Here is a 17,640-nt window from a genome sequence, read left to right on the forward strand (position 1 = left end):
TGTGAACAACAAGGAGGCGCGGATGCGCAAGACACTTTTCTCCACCATCGCGGCACTGGCCGTTTCCCTCGCCCTTCCCGCGCTCGCGCAGGAAAAGACGCTGACCGTCTACACCTACGAGAGCTTCGTCGCCGAATGGGGCCCCGGCCCGAAGGTCAAGGAAGCCTTCGAGAAGACCTGCGGCTGCACGGTCGAATGGGTCGGCGTCGCCGATGGCGTGGAACTTCTGACGCGCCTGAAGCTCGAAGGCGAAAGCACCAAGGCCGACCTCGTTCTCGGCCTCGACACCAACCTCATCACCGAGGCCAAGGCGACTGGCCTCTTCGAGGCGCATGGCCTTTCGCCGGCGGACCTCACCGTGCCGGGCGGCTTCTCCGACGACACATTCCTGCCCTACGACTACGGCCATTTCGCCGTCGTCTATGACAGCGAGACGCTGAAGACCCCGCCGACGAGCCTCAAGGACCTCGTCGAAGGCGACCCGTCGCAAAAAATCGTCATCGAGGACCCGCGCACGTCGACGCCCGGCCTCGGCCTGCTGCTCTGGGTGAAGTCGGTTTATGGCGACAAGGCGGGCGAGGCCTGGGGCAAACTCAAGGATCGCGTGCTGACCGTCACGCCCGGCTGGTCGGAAGCCTATGGCCTCTTCACCAAGGGCGAGGCGCCGATGGTGCTGTCCTACACGACCTCACCGGCCTACCACGTCATCGCGGAGAAGACCGAGCGTTACAAGGCCGCCGCCTTCTCCGAAGGCCATTACGTGCAGATCGAAGTCGCCGGCCTGACGCGCACCGCTGACGACAAGGATCTGGCCCGCCAGTTCCTGACCTTCATGACCGGCCCGGATTTCCAGTCGATCATTCCGGAAACCAACTGGATGATGCCGGCCGCCAAGACGAAGGACCCGCTGCCTGCCGCCTTCGACGCGCTGGTGAAGCCGGAAAAGACCTTCCTGATGTCGTCGGACGAGGTTGCAGCCAACCGCAAGGCCTGGATCGACGAATGGCTCGCGGCGATGAGCGCCAAGTAACGTGATCTTCGCCCGCACCGAGCGACGGACATTGCGTGTCGCCGGGGGCCTCGCCCTCGGCACCGTGCTGGTCTTCGTCGGTGCGGCGACCGCCGTGCTTCTCGCCCATGCCGGCCCCGGCTCCGGCGCGCCGCTCCTCGATGCCTATATCGGGCGCGTCGCGCAGTTCACTCTGCTGCAGGCGACACTCTCCACACTCCTGTCCGTCCTGCTCGCCATTCCGGTCGCCCGGGCGCTCGCCCGACAGCGGGATTTTTCCGGCCGCGTTTGGATCATCCGGCTGTCCGTCGTACCGCTCGGCCTGCCGGCGCTGGTCGCCGCCCTCGGCGTCATCGAGGTCTGGGGCCGGCAGGGCGTCGTCAACGACCTGCTCGGGCTCGCCGGGCTGCAGAACCCGGTCAGCGTCTACGGGCTTGCCGGCATCTTGATCGCCCATGTCTTCTTCAACCTGCCGCTCGCCGCACGCTTCCTGCTGGCGGCCCTCGAGCGCATTCCGGCCGAATACTGGCTGACCTCCGCCAATCTCGGCATGGGCAGCGGCGCGGTGTTCCGGCTTATCGAATGGCCCGTCATCCGGCGGGTCCTGCCGGGGATCGCCGGACTCGTCTTCATGCTCTGCGCAACGAGCTTCACCATCGCGCTGACGCTCGGCGGCGGGCCGGCGGCAACGACGATCGAGGTGGCGATCTACCAGGCGCTGCGCTTCGATTTCGATCCCGAACGCGCCGTCCTGCTCGCCTTCCTGCAGATCTTCGTCACGGCAAGCCTGCTCTGGCTGATCTCGCTGTTCGGCAAGCCACCCGAAGAGGGCATGACGACAGGCCGCGCCATCCGCCGTTTCGACGGCCGCCGGCACCGCCTTCCCGATGGCCTGGTCATCCTCCTCTTCACCCTCTTCACCGCAGCGCCTCTCGTCGCCACCCTCGTCTCAGGCCTTTCCGCCGATCTCGGCCGGCTGGCGCTCGATCCGCTGCTGCACCGGGCGCTCGTCACCAGCCTTGCAGTTTCCTTCGCCTCGGCCTGCCTCAGCCTTTCGATCGCGCTGCCCATCGTGCTCGTGCCGCGGCTGGCCGAGACGGGCAAGGTCGACCTCGCCACACGGCTGATGGCTCGTGCTCTGCCCGCGGTCGGTTCGCTGATCCTGCTCGTGCCGCCGGTCGTCGTCGCTACGGGCTGGTTCCTCTTGCTGAGAACCTTCGGCGAGACCGGACGCTTCGCCCCCGCCGTCGTCACCGTGCTCAACGCGCTGATGGCGCTGCCCTTCGTCGTGCGCGTGCTGGAGCCAGCCTACCGCACCCATCTCATCCGCACCGCCCGGCTCGCGCTCAGCCTGGGCGTCACCGGAATGCATCGCCTGCGATGGATTGACCTGCCCGCCCTCAGGAAACCGCTGCTCACCGCCTTTGCCTTCGCCATGGCGCTGTCGCTCGGCGATCTCGGTGCCGTCGCCATCTTCGGTGCGGAAGGGTTCACCACTCTGCCGTGGCTGCTCTACTCCCGCATGGCGAGCTATCGCACCGCGGATGCCGCCGGCATCGCCCTGCTGCTCGGCGCAATATGCCTTCTCCTGACGCTGCCCTCGACCGCGGCGGAGCGCCCGACTGAAAGACCAAGCACCGATGCCTGACCTTGCCATCCACCTCACAGATGTCGCCGTGCACTTCGGGGAAAAGCGGCTATCCTTCGACTGCGCCATTCCAGCCGGTGCCGCGGTCGCAGTCGTCGGCCCCTCGGGCGCGGGAAAATCGACGCTGTTCAACGTTATCGCCGGCTTCCAGGCGCCGGCCTCAGGCGATGTCCGGCTGCTCGGCGAAACCATGGCAGGGCAGGATCCCGCGGAACGGCCGGTCTCGATCATCTTCCAGGACAACAATCTTTTCGCGCACCTGACGGTTGCCGACAATGTCGGCCTCGGTATCGATCCAGCGCTGCGGCTGGATGCGGCGGCGCGAGAGAGCGTGTTTGCCGCGCTCGCGCGCGTCGGCCTCGGCGGCTACGAGCAGCGCCTGCCGGGCTCGCTTTCGGGCGGCGAGCGGCAGCGCGTGGCGCTTGCCCGCGCCCTCGTACGGCGCCGGCCGATCCTGCTGCTCGACGAACCGTTCGCCGCGCTCGATCCGGCCATGCGGGCGGAGATGGCGAAACTTCTGACGGAGCTGCGCAACGAGACGAAGAGCACGATGCTCTTCATCACCCACCAGCCGGAAGACATCCGCCGGCTGGCGGACCGGGTCATGTTCCTGGAGGCAGGCACAATCCTTCTCCAGGAGCCGGTCGTGGATTTCCTTTCTCGACGGGAGCCACCAGCCGTTGCAAAATTCCTCGGCCATTCCACGCTTTAGCGGAACACCCGGTTTGGCGCCCCGGCGACACGCCACAATTTGGACGCCCCCCTGTGTCACCGGAGCCACAAGGGAAGCGTTTGTCGAATCGGGAGTTGCCGGCCGGGTATGGTGCGTCTATCTCATCCATTCGAGGACCCGGTTCGGGCTGTGGGCAAGAGATATGGCGAGAGCAACGCAGGAAGCTGCAACGGTACGCGGACGTGGGGTTTTGAGACCCCTTGCGGTGCTGATGCTCGCCGGCACGCTGCTTGCCGGCTGCCAGTCCATCATCGAACAGACCTATGAACCGACGATCTCGCCCTCGTCCAACCCGCAGATCGTCGACGAGGTGCAGAAGAACGACCCGCGCGCCCAGATGGGCGCCCGCGAGCACCCGCGCATCGTCGCCAGCTACGGCGGCGAATACAAGGACGCCAAGACCGAGCGGCTCGTCGCGCGCATTGCCGGCGCGCTGACGCTCGTTTCGGAAAACCCGAACCAGTCCTATCGTATCACCATCCTGAATTCGCCCGCGATCAACGCCTTCGCGCTGCCGGGCGGCTATCTCTACGTCACCCGCGGCCTGCTGGCGCTTGCCAACGACGCCTCGGAAGTCGCGGCCGTGCTCTCGCATGAAATGGCGCACGTCACCGCCAACCACGGCATCGAGCGGCAGAAGAAGGAAGAGGCCGAGGTCATCGCCAGCCGCGTCGTGGCCGAGGTGCTCTCCAGCAACATCGCCGGCAAGCAGGCCCTGGCGCGCGGAAAGATGCGCCTCGCCGCCTTCTCGCGCAACCAGGAACTCCAGGCCGACGTGATCGGCGTGCGCATGCTGGGCGAGGCGGGCTACGACCCCTATGCGGCGGCGCGCTTCCTCGATTCCATGGCGGCCTATGCCCGCTTCACCGCCGTCGACCCCGATTCCGACCAGAGCCTCGACTTCCTGTCGAGCCACCCGAATGCACCGCAGCGCGTGGAGCTGGCGCGCCTGCATGCCCGCGCCTTCGGCGCGGAAGGCGCGATCGGCGACCGCGGCCGGGACTACTACCTCGCCGGCATCGACGGTCTGCTCTACGGCGATGCGCCCGAAGAGGGCTATGTGCGCGGCCAGACCTTCCTGCATGGCAAACTCGGCATCCGCTTCGACGTGCCGGCCGGCTTCCAGATCGACAACAAGGCCGACGCGGTGCTGGCGACGGGTCCCGGCGATGTCGCGATCCGCTTCGACGGTGTTGCCGACAGCCGCAAGCAGGACCTCGTGAACTACATTTCGAGCGGCTGGGTGACCGGCCTCAGACCGGAGACGATCCAGCCCGTCATGATCAACGGGCTGGAGGCGGCTACAGCCAAGGCCGCGGCCGACCGCTGGGAGTTCGACGTCACGGTCGTGCGCATCGACAACCAGATCTACCGCTTCCTGACTGCCGTGCCGATGGGCTCGAAGGCGCTGGAACCGACTGCGGCGATCCTCAAGGCCTCGTTCCGCAAGCTGACGCCGGCCGAAGTCACCTCGCTGAAGCCGTTGCGCATACGCGTCGTTACCGCACGGGCCGGCGACACCGTCGCCTCGCTCGCCGGACGGATGATGGGCACGGATCGGAAACTCGACCTCTTCCGCCTGATCAACGCGATGACGGCGGCGAGCACCGTCCGCACCGGTGAAAAATTCAAGATCATCAGCGAGTAATCGCTTCTCCCAAACAAAAACCCCGCCGTCTCCGGCGGGGTTTTTTTGTTCAGCCGCATCCGGCTGCCATCGTTACTCGCGATTGCCGAGGAAGCGCAGCAGGAACAGGAAGAGGTTGATGAAGTCGAGGTAGAGCGTCAGTGCGCCCATGATGGCCTTGCGGCCGGCCACGGCGACGTCGTCGGCTTCAAAATACATTTCCTTGATCTTCTGCGTGTCCCAGGCCGTCAGGCCTGCGAAGACCAGCACGCCGATCGCGGAGATCGCGAAGTCGAGCGCCGAGGACTGTAGGAACAGGTTAACGAGCGAGGCGATGATCAGGCCGAACAGGCCCATGATCAGGAACGAACCCATTGCGGACAGGTCCCGCTTCGTCGTGTAGCCGAACAGCGACAGGGCGCCGAAGGCGGCGGCGGAGACGAAGAAGGTCTGCGCGATGCTGGCGCCGGTATAGACCAGGAAGATCGACGACAGCGACAGGCCCATCAAGCCGGCATAGACCCAGAAGGTCGCCTGCGCGGCCGCAACGCTCATCGTGTGGATGCGGAAGCTCAGGAAGAAGACCAGCGCCAGCGGGGCGAGCATCACGACCCACTTCAGCGGGCTCACATAGATCGCCTGGCCGAAGGCGGTGAGCTGCCCGTCGGCGAAAGCGGCCTGCGAAGCAGCATAAGCCACCACGCCGGTGATCGCGAGACCAAGAGCCATCAGGTTGTAGACCCGGAGCATATAGGCGCGAAGGCCTTCGTCGACGACCGCGCCGGCCTGAGCGCCGGCATTGGCCGTTCGGGTCTGGTAGTTGCGGAGATCAGCCATGTTTTCCTCTCGTAAAGCCCCCTGTGATGACGGTGTCGGGTTCCCGTTTATTCGCCGAGGGTTCGGCACGAAAGCCCGGGCAACCGCTGTGGGGCTCCAGCTTGCCTGTAAACAATATGCGCATGAATTGTGTCTCGTACAAGACCCGCGCCCCTCGCGGACCGCGGATCCCGGCATCGTCAGAGTTCGCGCAGCACGGGCGCGGCCTTCTGCCCCAGAATGCGCCAGGTCCCGGCAAGGCCGATGCCGACGGTCATGACGAGGGCTGTAACGACCGTCATGACGGCGACGTCGGGCAGGAAGCTCGATGGCAGCGTCATGATGCGGCTCACCACGAACCAGGCCGCCACCCCGCCGGCAAAGAGCGCGAAGAGCGCCGTCGCCAGACCCAGCATCAGATATTCGTAACTGAAGGCACGGATCAGCGTAGCGCGTGTCGCGCCGAGCGTCTTGAGCACCACGGCATCGTGCACGCGCGCCCGGTTGCCGGCCGCAAGCGCCCCGGCGAGCACGAGGATCGAGGCGATGAGCGCGACGGCGGCCGCCGCCCGGATGGCAGTGGCGAGCTGGCCGACCAGCTCGTTGACCACATCGAGCGCATCCTTGACACGCACACTGGTGATCGTCGGGAAGGCATTGGTGACTGCCTTCAGGGTCGCCGCCTCCTGCTCGGCGGTTGCCTGCGGGTCAATCACCGTCGACAGCCACGCATGCGGCGCGCCGGCAAAGGTGTTCGGCGAGAAGACCATGACAAAATTGATCGACAGCGATTCCCATTCGACATTGCGGAAGTTCGCGATGCGCGCCGTGATGTTGCGGCCGAGCACATTGACCGTCACACTGTCGCCGATCTTGAGCCCGAGCTCGCGGCCCTCCTCGGCGGCGAAGGAAACGAGCGGCTCGCCAGAATAATCCTCCGGCCACCATTCACCCTCGGCAAGCGTTGAGTTTTCCGGCGTGCGCTTGGCATAGGTGATGCCGCGGTCTCCGCGCAGCACCCACTGCCCTTCGGGCGGCACCTTGACCTTCGAGACCTCGACGCCGTTCAGCTCCATGACACGGCCCCGCAGCATGGGCACCTCGATGATCTTGCCGTCGGGCATGTTGGACTGGAGCACGGTGCGGAACCCGTCCAGTTCGCTGCCCTGGATATCGACGAAGAAGAAGTTCGGCGCGCGCTCCGGCAGATTGCCGGTCAGTTCCCGGCGCAGGTTGCCGTCGATCAGCGTCAGCGTGACGAGGAGCGCAAGACCGAGGCCGAGCGACAGCACGACGGACGAGGTGAGCGCCCCGGGCCGATGGATATTGCCGATGGCAAGCCGCAGCGACGGCGAATTGACGCGCGGACTGCGCCGCGCGATCGCGGTGATCAGCATGGCAACGACACGCAGGACCACGAAGGCAAAGGCAATTGCCCCGAGGAAGACTATGGCGATGTAGCGGTCATAGGCCGTGACGATGGCGAGCCCGGCCAGCGCCGCAAGGAAGACCGCCGCACCCGCGACATAGGGCCAGCTCGGCAGGCGGCCGGTCTCGAATCCCTGCTCACGGAAGAGCGCCGTCGCCGGTACCTCGCGGGCATGCCCGAGTGGCATGATGGCGAAAGCGAGCGCCGTCAGCAAACCGAAGACGGCGGCAAGCAGCAGCGCCGAAGGATAGATCGTCGCCTCGGCCGGCACCGGCAGCACGCCGTCGAGGAAGCGCATCGCCACCATCGGCATCAGCGCACCCGCCACGAGGCCGATCAGGATGCCCACCGCGGCGATCAGGGCGATCTGCGCGAGATAGACCAGCGCGACCAGCGAGGCCGGTGCGCCGAGGCACTTGAAGGTGGCGATGACGGAGCGCTTGGAATCGAGATAGGCGCGCACCGCATTGGCGACACCGACACCGCCAACGATCAGTGCCGTCAGACCGACCAGCGTCAGGAACTGCGAGAAGCGCGTGATGTTGTTGGTCAGCGAAGGGGCTGCGCTGTTGGAGGTACGGATCGACCAACCGGCCTTCGGGAAGGCTTTCGTGGCATCCGCCCGCACCTTCGCCAGCGAAACGTCGGTATCGGCAAGCCGGATACGATAGGCGTTCTCTACGAGACTGCCGGTCTGTACGAGACCGCTCGCCTGCAGGGCCTCTTCCGAGACCATCAGCCGCGGCGCGAAGCCGAAACCTTCCGAAACCGCGTCCGGCTCGCGAACCAGCGTCGCCGTCACCTTCAGACGGGCCGTGCCGAGCAGGATCTCGTCGCCGACGGCGATGCCGAGCCGGTCGAGCAGCAGCGGCGCGACGACCGTGCCATAGCGCTCGCCCTCTTTCGCGAAGAGCGTAGCGGACGGTTGCTGCGGGCTGGTTCCCAGCGTGCCGTAGAGCGGATAGGCGCCATCGACACCCTTGGCCTCGACCAGCGTCTGGTCGGATCCATCGGGCAGGCGCGCCATGGAGCGCAGGCTGGAGGAGAGAGAAACATCGCCGAGCCCCTGGAAGTGCTTCAGCTCTTCCGGGGTTGCGAAACGATTGTTGAATTCGAAGCGCACGTCACCGGCAAGCAGGGTCTGCCCCTGCGAGGCGATCGCCTGGGTGATGGCGCTCGACACCGAATTGACGCCCGCGATCGCCGCCGTTCCGAGCGCGATGCAGGCGAGGAAGATGTAGAACCCCTTGAGGCCGCCACGCATTTCGCGCAGCGCCAGGCGAAGCGCCATTGGAACCTGCCTGAGGACCGCGCCGACCCTCATGCGGGTACCGCCTCTGCCAGTGCCGCCTTGACGGGCGCCGCGCCGGAAACGATCTCGCCGGAGCGCATGGCGACCTGCCGGCTGCACCGGGCGGCAAGCGAGGGATCATGCGTCACCAGCACCAGCGTCATACCGCGCTCGGCCTGCTTGGCGAAAAGAAGGTCGGCGATCTGCCGGCCCGTCTCGGTATCGAGGTTGCCGGTCGGCTCGTCGGCGATCAAGAGCTTCGGCGAGGGTGCGAGCGCCCGGGCGATCGCCACGCGCTGCTGCTCGCCGCCCGAAAGCTGGCCGGGATAGTGCGACAGGCGCTCACCGAGGCCGACCGCCGTCAGCTCCCGCCGGGCGATCTCGAAGGCGTCCCGCACATTGGCGAGTTCCAGCGGCACCGCGACGTTTTCAAGCGCGGTCATGTTGGGAATGAGATGGAAGGACTGGAAGACGATACCGACATTGCGGCCACGGAAATCGGCCACCTGGTCCTCGTTCATGCCGTGCAGGCCCGCGCCGTCGATATGGATCTCGCCGCTGTCGAGCCGCTCGAGCCCGGCCAGCACCATCAGGAGCGTCGACTTGCCCGAACCGGACGGGCCGACGATACCGACCGATTCGCCGCCATCGATGACAAGGTCGATCCCCTTCAGCACATGCACGGAGGCGGCCGCCCGGCCGAGGGTGAGATCGGCTTTTTTGAGATCGATGATGGTTTTGGCCAAGGAATTCTGCCCTATATGTCTTCAAACAACCGGAATGCCAGCAATCTAGGATCAGCGACATGTCGTTTAAAGCGGCGCTTTCATTTTTCGCCTCACTTGCAATCACAGCTTTGTTATCCGTGGGCAGCGCCCGGGCGGAACCGGTGAAGCTCGTCGGCTTCGGCGACAGCCTGATGGCCGGCTACCAACTGCCCGCGGCGGATGCCTTTCCGGTGAAGCTGGAAAAGGCGCTGCGCGAAAATGGCTACGAGATCGAGATCGCCAATGCCGGCGTTTCCGGCGACACCAGCTCCGGCGGCCTTGCCCGGCTCGACTGGTCGATCCCCGAAGGCACGCAGGGTGTGATTCTGGAGCTCGGCGCCAACGACGCGCTGCGCGGGATTCCACCGGAAGAGACGGAAAAGAACCTCGACGCCATGCTGACGCGTCTCAAGGAGCGCGGCATCGCAGTGCTGCTTGCCGGCATGCTGGCACCACCGAACATGGGGCCCGAATACGGCGAGCGCTTCAACGGCATCTACCAGCGCATGGCGGAAAAACACGGCGTCACGCTCTATCCTTTTTTCCTGGACGGGGTCGTCACCAAGGCGAACCTGCAGCTCGAGGACGGCATGCATCCGAATTCCGAAGGGGTGGACGTGATGGTTGCGACGATTCTTCCCGCCGCCGAAGCGTTCATCAAATCGATACCGGCGAAGGAGTAGTTTTCGCGGGTGCGAAATAAGGGTTGCGCAAAAATCCATTGCGTGATTCGCTGACAGTACATTCCAGCAGGGAGAAGTCGCCATGCCGAGACTTTTCGTCGCCCTCGAAGTGCCGCGCAATGCTGCCATGAGCCTCTCCTTGCTGAGAGGCGGACTTCCCGGGGCCCGCTGGATCGATGTCGAGAACTTCCACATTACCTTGCGTTTCATCGGCGACATCGACGGCCGCACCGCCGACGAGGTGGTCGACAAGCTCGACCGCATAGAACGCCCGGAATTCCAGCTGGCCCTGTCGGGCATGGGCTCCTTCGGCTCGAAGAAACCGCATTCCGTCTTCGCCGGGGTGACGCAGGCGCCGGAAATGTACGCCCTCCAGGGCGAGATCGAGCGCATCTGCCAGCGCCTCGGCCTTCCCGCCGATCCGCGCAAATTCACACCCCACGTCACGCTCGCGCGCCTGCGCAATGCCCGCACCGAGGACGTCGCCCACTATCTTTCCGGTCGTGGCAATTTCTACACCGCCCCCTTCACCGTGAACCGCTTCGTGCTGATGTCCTCGAAAGAATCCGTCGGTGGCGGGCCATACCTCACGGAAGAGGTTTTCCCACTCTACGAGGCCGGCGGCGGCTGGGATAGCGCGGACCTGCGCGATCACCTGATTTGATCGGCAAGCTATCATAGGGCAATCGGCCCGGGCCTGAGACGGCCTTTGCCGCAGCCGAGCCCGGCAAACCGGCCTTTAGTGCTCCCGCCGCAACACCTATAGATGCTGAGGGACTTTTGTCTTCAGCAACTGGACCAGCGCGGGGTCCATGAACGCGTAGTCATCCGGAATATCCAGGCAGATAAGCCGTTTACCCTTGAGAGCGGACCGGAACTTTGCCTGGACCTTGCTCCGATGGGCTTTCTCCATCACGAAAATGATGTCCGCCCAGCCGATCTCTTCTGCCGAGAGCGGATTTTCCGCGTCGTTGTTTGTGCCGGCGGAGGAAACTTCGATGTCCGGCCAGCTTGCGAACACCTGTTCGGCCGTCGGGCTTCGCAGCTTGTTCTGACTGCACACAAAGAGAACATTGCGCATGTTTTTTCTTTCTTCTGCCTCTCGCGCAGCGATAGCACCCGGAAAATGCGGGTGTCCACGCAAGAACACGGAATGAACACGGCCGGAATGGGTCTCCGCTGGACCGCCTTCGTCCCCCTTGTTCCGATTCAGCATTTCGCGGCACCTACCCGAATCACGTCAATCCCTTGTGGTGAACAAACCCTGAATCATCCGGAGTCAGCGATTCGTCTCCGATTCGTTCGCAGACTGTTCCGCAAAGGCCGCAGAAGCGCGAGAAAAGCGGCGCTTTTCGCCTTGCCCCTTGCCATCGGGCGTCTCGATGGGCATCTGTTGCCTGCCGGATGCGTCCGGCGGAGATGGAAACCTGCCGGGGCGTGACTTGTCGCAAGCACCGATGATCTTGAGCGGCCGCGGGGTCACCGCGGTGCTCGGCCCGACCAATACGGGCAAGACCCACTACGCAATCGAACGCATGGTGGCACATGAGACGGGCATTATCGGCCTGCCTCTGCGCCTTCTCGCGCGCGAGGTCTACACGCGCCTCGTCGACAAGGTCGGCCAGCACAATGTGGCGCTGGTCACCGGCGAGGAGAAGATCACGCCGCATATGGCGCGCTATTCGGTCTGCACGGTGGAGGCGATGCCGCGCGAGACGCGCGCCTCCTTCGTGGCGATCGACGAGGTGCAGCTTGCCGGCGATCTCGAACGCGGCCACATCTTCACCGACCGGGTCCTGCATCTGAGAGGGCGCGACGAGACGCTGCTGCTCGGTGCGGCCACCATGAAGCCCATTCTGGAGCAGCTCCTGCCGGGCATCCATGTGGTGGAGCGCCCGCGCCTGTCGCAGCTCTTCTACGCCGGCTCCAAGAAGATCACCCGCCTGCCGCAGCGTACGGCCATCGTCGCCTTCTCGGCCGACGAGGTCTATGCGATCGCCGAGCTGATCCGCCGCCAGCGTGGCGGAGCAGCCGTCGTGCTCGGCGCGCTCTCGCCCCGCACCCGCAATGCGCAGGTCGCGCTCTACCAGGAAGGCGACGTCGAATATCTCGTCGCCACCGATGCGATCGGTATGGGTCTGAACCTCGACGTCGACCATGTCGCCTTCGCGCAGGACCGCAAGTTCGACGGCTACCAGTTCCGCAACCTCAATCCCGCCGAACTCGCCCAGATCGCCGGCCGCGCCGGGCGGCACCTGCGCGACGGCACCTTTGGCGTGACGGGCCGTGTCGATCCCTTCGACGACGAGCTGGTCAAGCGCATCGAGACGCATCAGTTCGACCCTGTGCGCGTGCTGCAATGGCGCACGCCCCGCTTCGACTATTCTTCCCTCGTGAACCTGCGCAAGTCGCTCGATGCCCCGCCGCCGATCGGCGGGCTGACGCGGGCGTTGCCGGCCGTCGACCAGCAGGCACTGGAGCACCTGTCGCGTTACCCCGACGTCCGCGACCTTGCGACGACACCCGAGCGCGTCGAAAAGCTCTGGGAGGCTTGCGCACTTCCCGACTACCGCCGCATCACCCCCGCCCAGCACGCCGACCTCATCTCGACGCTCTACGCGGATCTGGTAAAGCGCGGCACGGTTAACGAAGATTTCATGGCCGATCAGGTGCGCCGCGCCGATCGAACCGATGGCGAGATTGACACGCTTTCGGCGCGAATCGCACAGATAAGGACGTGGACCTATGTGTCGAATCGGCCCGGATGGCTTGCCGATCCGACACACTGGCAGGAAAAGACGCGGGAAATCGAAGACCGATTGTCCGATGCGCTACATGAACGGTTGACGAAACGCTTTGTTGATCGCAGGACATCTGTGCTCATGAAGCGCCTGAGAGAGAATGCGATGCTGGAAGCTGAAATCAGTGTGAATGGCGATGTCTTCGTAGAGGGACATCATGTCGGGCAGTTGGCCGGTTTCCGGTTTACGCTGGCCTCCGGAACAGAAGGCCCCGATGCGAAGGCCGTGCAGACGGCTGCACAGAAGGCGCTCGCGCTGGAGTTCGAAGCCCGGGCCGCACGCCTGCATGCTGCCGGCAACGGCGACCTCGCGCTCGGCTCCGACGGCACCGTGCGCTGGCTCGGCGATCCCGTCGCACGCCTGACGGCGAGCGACCATGTCATGCGTCCGCGCGTCATCCTTCTCTCCGACGAGCAGCTGACCGGCAATGCGCGCGACCACGTCGCCGCCCGCATCGAGCGCTTCGTGAACCACCACATCGCGACCGTGCTGAAGCCGCTCGACGACCTTTCGCGCGCGGAAGACCTGCAGGGCCTCGCCAAGGGCCTCGCTTTCCAGCTCGTCGAAAATCTCGGCGTGCTCTTCCGCCGCGACGTGGCGGAAGACGTGAAGTCGCTCGACCAGGAAGCCCGCGCATCGATCCGCAAGCACGGCATCCGCTTCGGCGCCTACCATATCTTCATGCCGGCGCTTCTGAAGCCCGCCCCGGCCGAACTCATCACCTTGCTCTGGGCGCTGAAGAACGACGGCCTCGACAAGCCGGGATACGGCGACCTCATCCCGGTGCTCGCCGCCGGCCGCACCTCGGTCGTCACCGATCCGAGCTTCGAGCGCGCCTTCTACAAGCTTGCCGGCTTCCGCTTCCTCGGCAAGCGGGCCGTGCGCATCGACATTCTCGAACGCCTTGCCGACCTCATCCGCCCGCTGCTGCAGTGGAAATCGGGCACGCCGCGCCCCGAGGGCGCCTATGACGGCCGCCGTTTCATGGCGACGACCGCCATGCTCTCCATTCTCGGTGCGACGCCGGACGACATGGAAGAAATCCTGAAGGGCCTCGGCTACCGTGCTGATAGCGTAAAGGCAGAAGAGGTCGCCGCCCATCTCGCCGCGCAGGCACCGGCCGATGCCGCCGCTGCAGCCCCGGCCGAGGCAAGCGCGGAAATCTCCGACGAACACGATGCCGACGCAGCGGAGAGCGACAACGACGCACCTGTCGCTGCCGCAGAGGCTTCGGCTGCACCGACGGAGGCTCCGGCCACCGAGAGCGCGGAAGCACCGACAGAAGGTACCGTCGAAAGCGAACCGGTCGAAGTGAAGCCGGTGCTGCTCTGGCGCCCGGGCTCTCGCCACGACAACCAGCGCCAAGGTCATCGCCAAGGCGGCGAGCGCCATGGGGATCGCCAGGGCGAGCGTCAGGGTCAGGGCGAGCGGCGCGGCGGTGATCGCCATCGCGGCCAGCCGGCCGGCGAACGCGGCGAGCGGCGTGACGGCGGCCGCGGCCGCCCCGATCAGGCCAAGGGCCGCGACGGAAAGCCGCAGGGCGGAAACCGCCCCGATCGAAACGAGCACCGCCCCGATCGAAACGATCGCGGCGGCAAGCCGCAGCAGGCGAAGTTCGAGGCCCGGCCGCCCCGCAAGGAAAAGCCGATCGACCCGGATTCTCCCTTCGCCAAGCTCGCAGCGCTCAAGGAGCAGCTGAAGAAGTAAGCCGATGGCACGCAACGAGGAACAGCCGGCGGGTCAGGCGCGACAGCGCATCGACAAGTGGCTGTTCTTCGCGCGGCTGCGCAAATCCCGCTCGCTAGCGGCGAAATCCGTGGAAGCGGGCGATGTCAGCATCAACGGCCAGAAAATCCGCCAGCCCTCGCATATAGTGCACCCCGGCGATGTCGTGCTGATCTCGCTCGACCGACACGACATGGTCGTGAAGGTGCTGCATTCGGGCGAACGCCGCGGACCCTACGAGGAGGCCCGCCTTCTCTACAGCGACATGACGCCGCCCCCGCCGCCGCGCGAGGAACGCTCACTTTTCGAGCAGGCGACACGCGAGCGCGGCGCAGGCCGGCCCACCAAGCGGGAACGCCGCGAAACAGACCGCCTGCACGGTTTTCCCGGCGACGACGAGGATTAGAATTCTATACCTCGCAAGCGCCCGGCGGCGCATGTATTACGCTTGCAAACCGCCCGCAAAGCCTTTACCTCAGCCTCCGGGCGGCCCTCGATACGCGCGGTCTCCCTTGTCCGGCAAGCCGATCGCGTGACGGATCCTGCGGTGACGGATGGTCTCGTCCGCGCCCGCCTTATGACGATTCTGGAGTTCCTCATGACGTATGTCGTGACCGACAACTGCATTCGCTGCAAGTACACGGACTGTGTGGAAGTGTGCCCGGTCGACTGTTTTTACGAGGGTGAGAATTTCCTCGTCATCCACCCCGACGAATGCATCGACTGCGGTGTCTGCGAACCGGAATGTCCCGCCGAGGCGATCAAGCCGGATACCGAACCGGGCCTCGACAAATGGCTGAAGATCAACACGGAATTCGCCGCCGTCTGGCCCAACATCACGGTCAAGCGCGATGCGATGCCGGAAGCGAAGGAAATGGACGGAGAGGAAGGCAAGTACGAGAAATACTTCTCTCCCAATCCGGGCCAGGGCGATTGATCGCCGCATAGGGCGGCAACCGAAGCTGGGGAAAAAAGCGTGCTCCCGTCAAAAGGCGATGGGACAGGCTTGATGACCCATGCGAAGCAAATTATTGATTTCGGCACTTTTTTGTGGTAGGGTCCGGACACTGATCCACATCGCGGCATTTTGCGTGCCCGAACACCACCACGAAAGCAAACGATCCCTCAACGCCGCTCACCTCCCATAGGCAGCTCCGGTTGCTCAAATGTGAACGCGTCGCCAGGGACCTTTTTTGCGCATGGCGGACGGACCAGAGTGGTGACACCGCAACGGTGCCCCCGTCTTTCCCGGGTCCCCGGACCCACCCGGCCATGCCGGGAGCGTAACAGGGAGTATTTGAACAGAATGACGACCCAGCAGAAGAAATCTTCCACGCGCCAGGGTTTCAAGACCGGTGAATCGATCGTCTATCCCGCTCACGGCGTTGGCCAGATTGTGGCCATCGAGGAGCAGGAAGTCGCCGGCATGAAGCTTGAGCTCTTTGTCATCGATTTCGAAAAGGACAAGATGCGTCTCAAGGTGCCGGTTGCCAAGGCCGTTTCGATCGGCATGCGCAAACTGTCGGAGACCGATTTCGTCGAACGCGCGCTGAAGGTTGTCCAGGGCAAGGCCCGCGTGAAGCGCACCATGTGGTCGCGCCGCGCGCAGGAATATGATGCCAAGATCAATTCGGGCGACCTGATCTCGATCGCCGAAGTGGTCCGTGACCTCTACCGCGCGGAAAATCAGCCGGAACAGTCCTATTCCGAGCGTCAGCTCTATGAGGCCGCGCTCGACCGCATGGCCCGTGAAATCGCCGCCGTCAACAAGATGTCGGAAACCGAAGCCGTTCGCCTCGTTGAAACGAACCTCGCCAAGGGTCCGAAGCGCGGCAAGACCATCGACGAGGACGACTCGCAGGACGAGGCGGCCTGATCTAGGGCAGTACGTTCGATTTTAAAGCCCGGCTGGCAACAGCCGGGTTTTTTTATGGGAACTTTTCCGGCCCTGGGTCGTTTTCCACCCCGAGGACGACCGGCTTCGGGCGGCCGCGGAGGTGGCTTGCCACTTTATTTTCTTGAAAGCCGATTTCGAGCGATCCGCCGGCCTTTCCGAAACGTCATCATCAAGCAGGGCGCAAGACCAGAGGCAGAAACAGGCCTCCTTGTGCCGGTTCGGTTAACGTGGAGAGACCCCCATGGCTACGACGACCGCAGACCGCCGCATGATCAAGCTCGCAATGTCCGCGCCCTATCTCGAACGGGACGAAGAGCAGGCACTCGCCCAGGCCTGGAAGAACAACAAGGATCAGGAAGCGCGCAACCGCATCGCCATGGCCCATATGCGGCTGGTGGTTTCCATGGCCGGAAAGTTCCGGAACTTCGGCCTTCCGTTGGGTGACCTCGTGCAGGAAGGCTACATCGGCCTTCTGGAGGCGGCCGCCCGTTTCGAACCGGAACGGCAGGTCCGCTTTTCCACCTATGCCAGCTGGTGGATCCGCGCCTCCATCCAGGACTATGTGTTGCGCAACTGGTCGATCGTACGCGGCGGCACCAGTTCGGCGCAGAAGGCGCTCTTCTTCAACCTGCGACGCCTGCGCGCGCGCCTTGCGCGCGGCGACACCCACCTCACCGCCGAGGCGATGCATCAGGAGATCGCCGCCGCGCTCGGGGTCAGCACCGCCGACGTGCGCACCATGGATGCCCGCCTTTCCTCCTCCGATGTTTCGCTCCAGGCGCCAATCTCCTCCGCCGAAGGCGAAGGCTCGAACCGGCTCGATTTTCTCACCAGTGACGCACCGCTTCCCGACGAGCAGGCGGAAGGCAGCATCGACGGCGAACGCCGCCATCACTGGCTACACGCCGCCCTCGGCCAGCTTAACGAGCGTGAAATGAAGATCATTCGTGCCCGGCGACTGGCGGAAAACGGAGCAACGCTCGAGGAACTCGGCGCCGTGCTCGGCATTTCCAAGGAACGCGTGCGCCAGATCGAAAACCGCGCGCTGGAGAAGCTACGCTCCGTTCTGGTCGGCAAGACCACGGACTTCGCCTACGCCTGACGGCGGGCTTCCCCAAGGGGGCCTCCGCTCGTTTCCGGCCCCCTCTGTAAAACCGCCCCGTTTCGGACAGCAATCAAATGTGATTGTCCCCGTTCATTGACGTTTCTGCCGA

General features: G+C 64.8%; 15 protein-coding genes. 11 read left to right on the plus strand and 4 right to left on the minus strand.

Features of this window, described 5'->3' with window-relative positions; all coding sequences use genetic code 11:
• Positions 1-22 precede the first annotated feature (22 nt).
• The 4 genes from thiB (at position 23) to EXZ48_RS16675 (ending at position 5,038) form a co-directional block, all read left to right on the plus strand.
• Positions 23-1,030 (plus strand): thiamine ABC transporter substrate binding subunit, encoded by a 1,008-nt coding sequence (gene thiB, locus EXZ48_RS16660; RefSeq protein ID WP_130517139.1) that lies wholly within the window; start codon positions 23-25, stop codon positions 1,028-1,030.
• 4 nt (positions 1,031-1,034) lie between these two features.
• Entirely contained in the window at positions 1,035-2,657 is a 1,623-nt protein-coding gene (gene thiP / locus EXZ48_RS16665) for a thiamine/thiamine pyrophosphate ABC transporter permease (RefSeq protein ID WP_371687663.1), read from the plus strand.
• The gene (thiQ, locus tag EXZ48_RS16670) at positions 2,650-3,369 is read left to right on the plus strand and encodes a thiamine ABC transporter ATP-binding protein (protein WP_130517141.1); all 720 of its coding nucleotides are present in this window, start codon (positions 2,650-2,652) and stop codon (positions 3,367-3,369) included. Before thiP ends, thiQ begins: the two co-directional genes overlap by 8 nt.
• Before the next feature lie 232 nt (positions 3,370-3,601).
• The gene (locus tag EXZ48_RS16675; protein WP_245290249.1) at positions 3,602-5,038 is read left to right on the plus strand and encodes a M48 family metalloprotease; all 1,437 of its coding nucleotides are present in this window, start codon (positions 3,602-3,604) and stop codon (positions 5,036-5,038) included.
• Between the two features lie 72 nt (positions 5,039-5,110).
• Here the strand turns inward: EXZ48_RS16675 and EXZ48_RS16680 are convergent, their stop codons facing one another.
• From EXZ48_RS16680 to EXZ48_RS16690, 3 genes are all read right to left on the minus strand, one after another.
• Positions 5,111-5,854 carry a Bax inhibitor-1/YccA family protein gene (locus EXZ48_RS16680; protein WP_024271266.1) on the minus strand — a complete coding sequence of 248 codons (744 nt, stop codon included), beginning with the start codon at positions 5,852-5,854 and terminating at the stop codon, positions 5,111-5,113.
• A 179-nt stretch (positions 5,855-6,033) separates the two neighbouring features.
• Positions 6,034-8,586 (minus strand): ABC transporter permease, encoded by a 2,553-nt coding sequence (locus EXZ48_RS16685; RefSeq protein ID WP_130517145.1) that lies wholly within the window; start codon positions 8,584-8,586, stop codon positions 6,034-6,036.
• Positions 8,583-9,299 carry an ABC transporter ATP-binding protein gene (locus EXZ48_RS16690; RefSeq protein ID WP_130517147.1) on the minus strand — a complete coding sequence of 239 codons (717 nt, stop codon included), beginning with the start codon at positions 9,297-9,299 and terminating at the stop codon, positions 8,583-8,585. The genes EXZ48_RS16685 and EXZ48_RS16690 overlap by 4 nt, the downstream gene beginning before the upstream one ends.
• Before the next feature lie 59 nt (positions 9,300-9,358).
• Here EXZ48_RS16690 and EXZ48_RS16695 point away from each other — a divergent pair, with 59 nt between their 5' ends.
• Both EXZ48_RS16695 and thpR read left to right on the plus strand, forming a co-directional pair.
• Positions 9,359-10,003, plus strand: a complete 645-nt coding sequence (locus EXZ48_RS16695) for an arylesterase (RefSeq protein ID WP_130517149.1) — start codon at positions 9,359-9,361, stop codon at positions 10,001-10,003.
• A gap of 82 nt (positions 10,004-10,085) precedes the next feature.
• Positions 10,086-10,667 (plus strand): RNA 2',3'-cyclic phosphodiesterase, encoded by a 582-nt coding sequence (thpR, locus tag EXZ48_RS16700; protein ID WP_024271264.1) that lies wholly within the window; start codon positions 10,086-10,088, stop codon positions 10,665-10,667.
• 96 nt (positions 10,668-10,763) lie between these two features.
• On the opposite strand, the gene EXZ48_RS16705 is transcribed toward thpR, so the two are convergent.
• A complete protein-coding gene (locus EXZ48_RS16705; RefSeq protein ID WP_024271263.1) occupies positions 10,764-11,084 on the minus strand; it encodes a low molecular weight protein tyrosine phosphatase family protein in 321 nt (106 codons plus the stop codon).
• Positions 11,085-11,460: 376 nt separating this feature from the next.
• Here EXZ48_RS16705 and EXZ48_RS16710 point away from each other — a divergent pair, with 376 nt between their 5' ends.
• The 5 genes from EXZ48_RS16710 to EXZ48_RS16730 all read left to right on the plus strand — a co-directional run bounded on the left by EXZ48_RS16710 (position 11,461) and on the right by EXZ48_RS16730 (position 17,528).
• Positions 11,461-14,511: a helicase-related protein gene (locus EXZ48_RS16710; protein ID WP_165909365.1), complete on the plus strand. Its 3,051-nt coding sequence runs from the start codon at positions 11,461-11,463 to the stop codon at positions 14,509-14,511.
• 4 nt (positions 14,512-14,515) lie between these two features.
• Positions 14,516-14,935: an RNA-binding S4 domain-containing protein gene (locus EXZ48_RS16715; protein WP_023516900.1), complete on the plus strand. Its 420-nt coding sequence runs from the start codon at positions 14,516-14,518 to the stop codon at positions 14,933-14,935.
• A gap of 192 nt (positions 14,936-15,127) precedes the next feature.
• Complete coding sequence (gene fdxA / locus EXZ48_RS16720) at positions 15,128-15,466, plus strand: ferredoxin FdxA (protein ID WP_037408747.1); 339 nt, start codon at positions 15,128-15,130, stop codon at positions 15,464-15,466.
• Between the two features lie 369 nt (positions 15,467-15,835).
• Positions 15,836-16,405: a CarD family transcriptional regulator gene (locus EXZ48_RS16725; protein WP_024271261.1), complete on the plus strand. Its 570-nt coding sequence runs from the start codon at positions 15,836-15,838 to the stop codon at positions 16,403-16,405.
• Between the two features lie 262 nt (positions 16,406-16,667).
• Positions 16,668-17,528, plus strand: coding sequence for an RNA polymerase factor sigma-32 (locus EXZ48_RS16730; RefSeq protein WP_023514620.1), 861 nt, complete (start codon positions 16,668-16,670; stop codon positions 17,526-17,528).
• The last annotated feature ends 112 nt before the right edge of the window (positions 17,529-17,640 follow it).

It is taken from the genome of Shinella sp. JR1-6 (assembly GCF_004284735.1).
GTDB lineage: Bacteria > Pseudomonadota > Alphaproteobacteria > Rhizobiales > Rhizobiaceae > Shinella.

What these genes read in the sequence shown, in the direction of transcription:
- EXZ48_RS16725 (WP_024271261.1), top strand. Translation starts at nt 15,836, where the DNA reads ATGACGACCCAGCAGAAGAAATCTTCCACGCGCCAGGGTTTCAAGACC.
- EXZ48_RS16730 (WP_023514620.1), top strand. Translation starts at nt 16,668, where the DNA reads ATGGCTACGACGACCGCAGACCGCCGCATGATCAAGCTCGCAATGTCC.
- fdxA (WP_037408747.1), top strand. Translation starts at nt 15,128, where the DNA reads ATGACGTATGTCGTGACCGACAACTGCATTCGCTGCAAGTACACGGAC.
- thiB (WP_130517139.1), top strand. Translation starts at nt 23, where the DNA reads ATGCGCAAGACACTTTTCTCCACCATCGCGGCACTGGCCGTTTCCCTC.
- EXZ48_RS16695 (WP_130517149.1), top strand. Translation starts at nt 9,359, where the DNA reads ATGTCGTTTAAAGCGGCGCTTTCATTTTTCGCCTCACTTGCAATCACA.
- EXZ48_RS16680 (WP_024271266.1), bottom strand. Translation starts at nt 5,854, where the DNA reads ATGGCTGATCTCCGCAACTACCAGACCCGAACGGCCAATGCCGGCGCT.
- EXZ48_RS16685 (WP_130517145.1), bottom strand. Translation starts at nt 8,586, where the DNA reads ATGAGGGTCGGCGCGGTCCTCAGGCAGGTTCCAATGGCGCTTCGCCTG.
- EXZ48_RS16705 (WP_024271263.1), bottom strand. Translation starts at nt 11,084, where the DNA reads ATGCGCAATGTTCTCTTTGTGTGCAGTCAGAACAAGCTGCGAAGCCCG.
- thiQ (WP_130517141.1), top strand. Translation starts at nt 2,650, where the DNA reads ATGCCTGACCTTGCCATCCACCTCACAGATGTCGCCGTGCACTTCGGG.
- EXZ48_RS16675 (WP_245290249.1), top strand. Translation starts at nt 3,602, where the DNA reads ATGCTCGCCGGCACGCTGCTTGCCGGCTGCCAGTCCATCATCGAACAG.
- EXZ48_RS16710 (WP_165909365.1), top strand. Translation starts at nt 11,461, where the DNA reads ATGATCTTGAGCGGCCGCGGGGTCACCGCGGTGCTCGGCCCGACCAAT.
- EXZ48_RS16715 (WP_023516900.1), top strand. Translation starts at nt 14,516, where the DNA reads ATGGCACGCAACGAGGAACAGCCGGCGGGTCAGGCGCGACAGCGCATC.
- thpR (WP_024271264.1), top strand. Translation starts at nt 10,086, where the DNA reads ATGCCGAGACTTTTCGTCGCCCTCGAAGTGCCGCGCAATGCTGCCATG.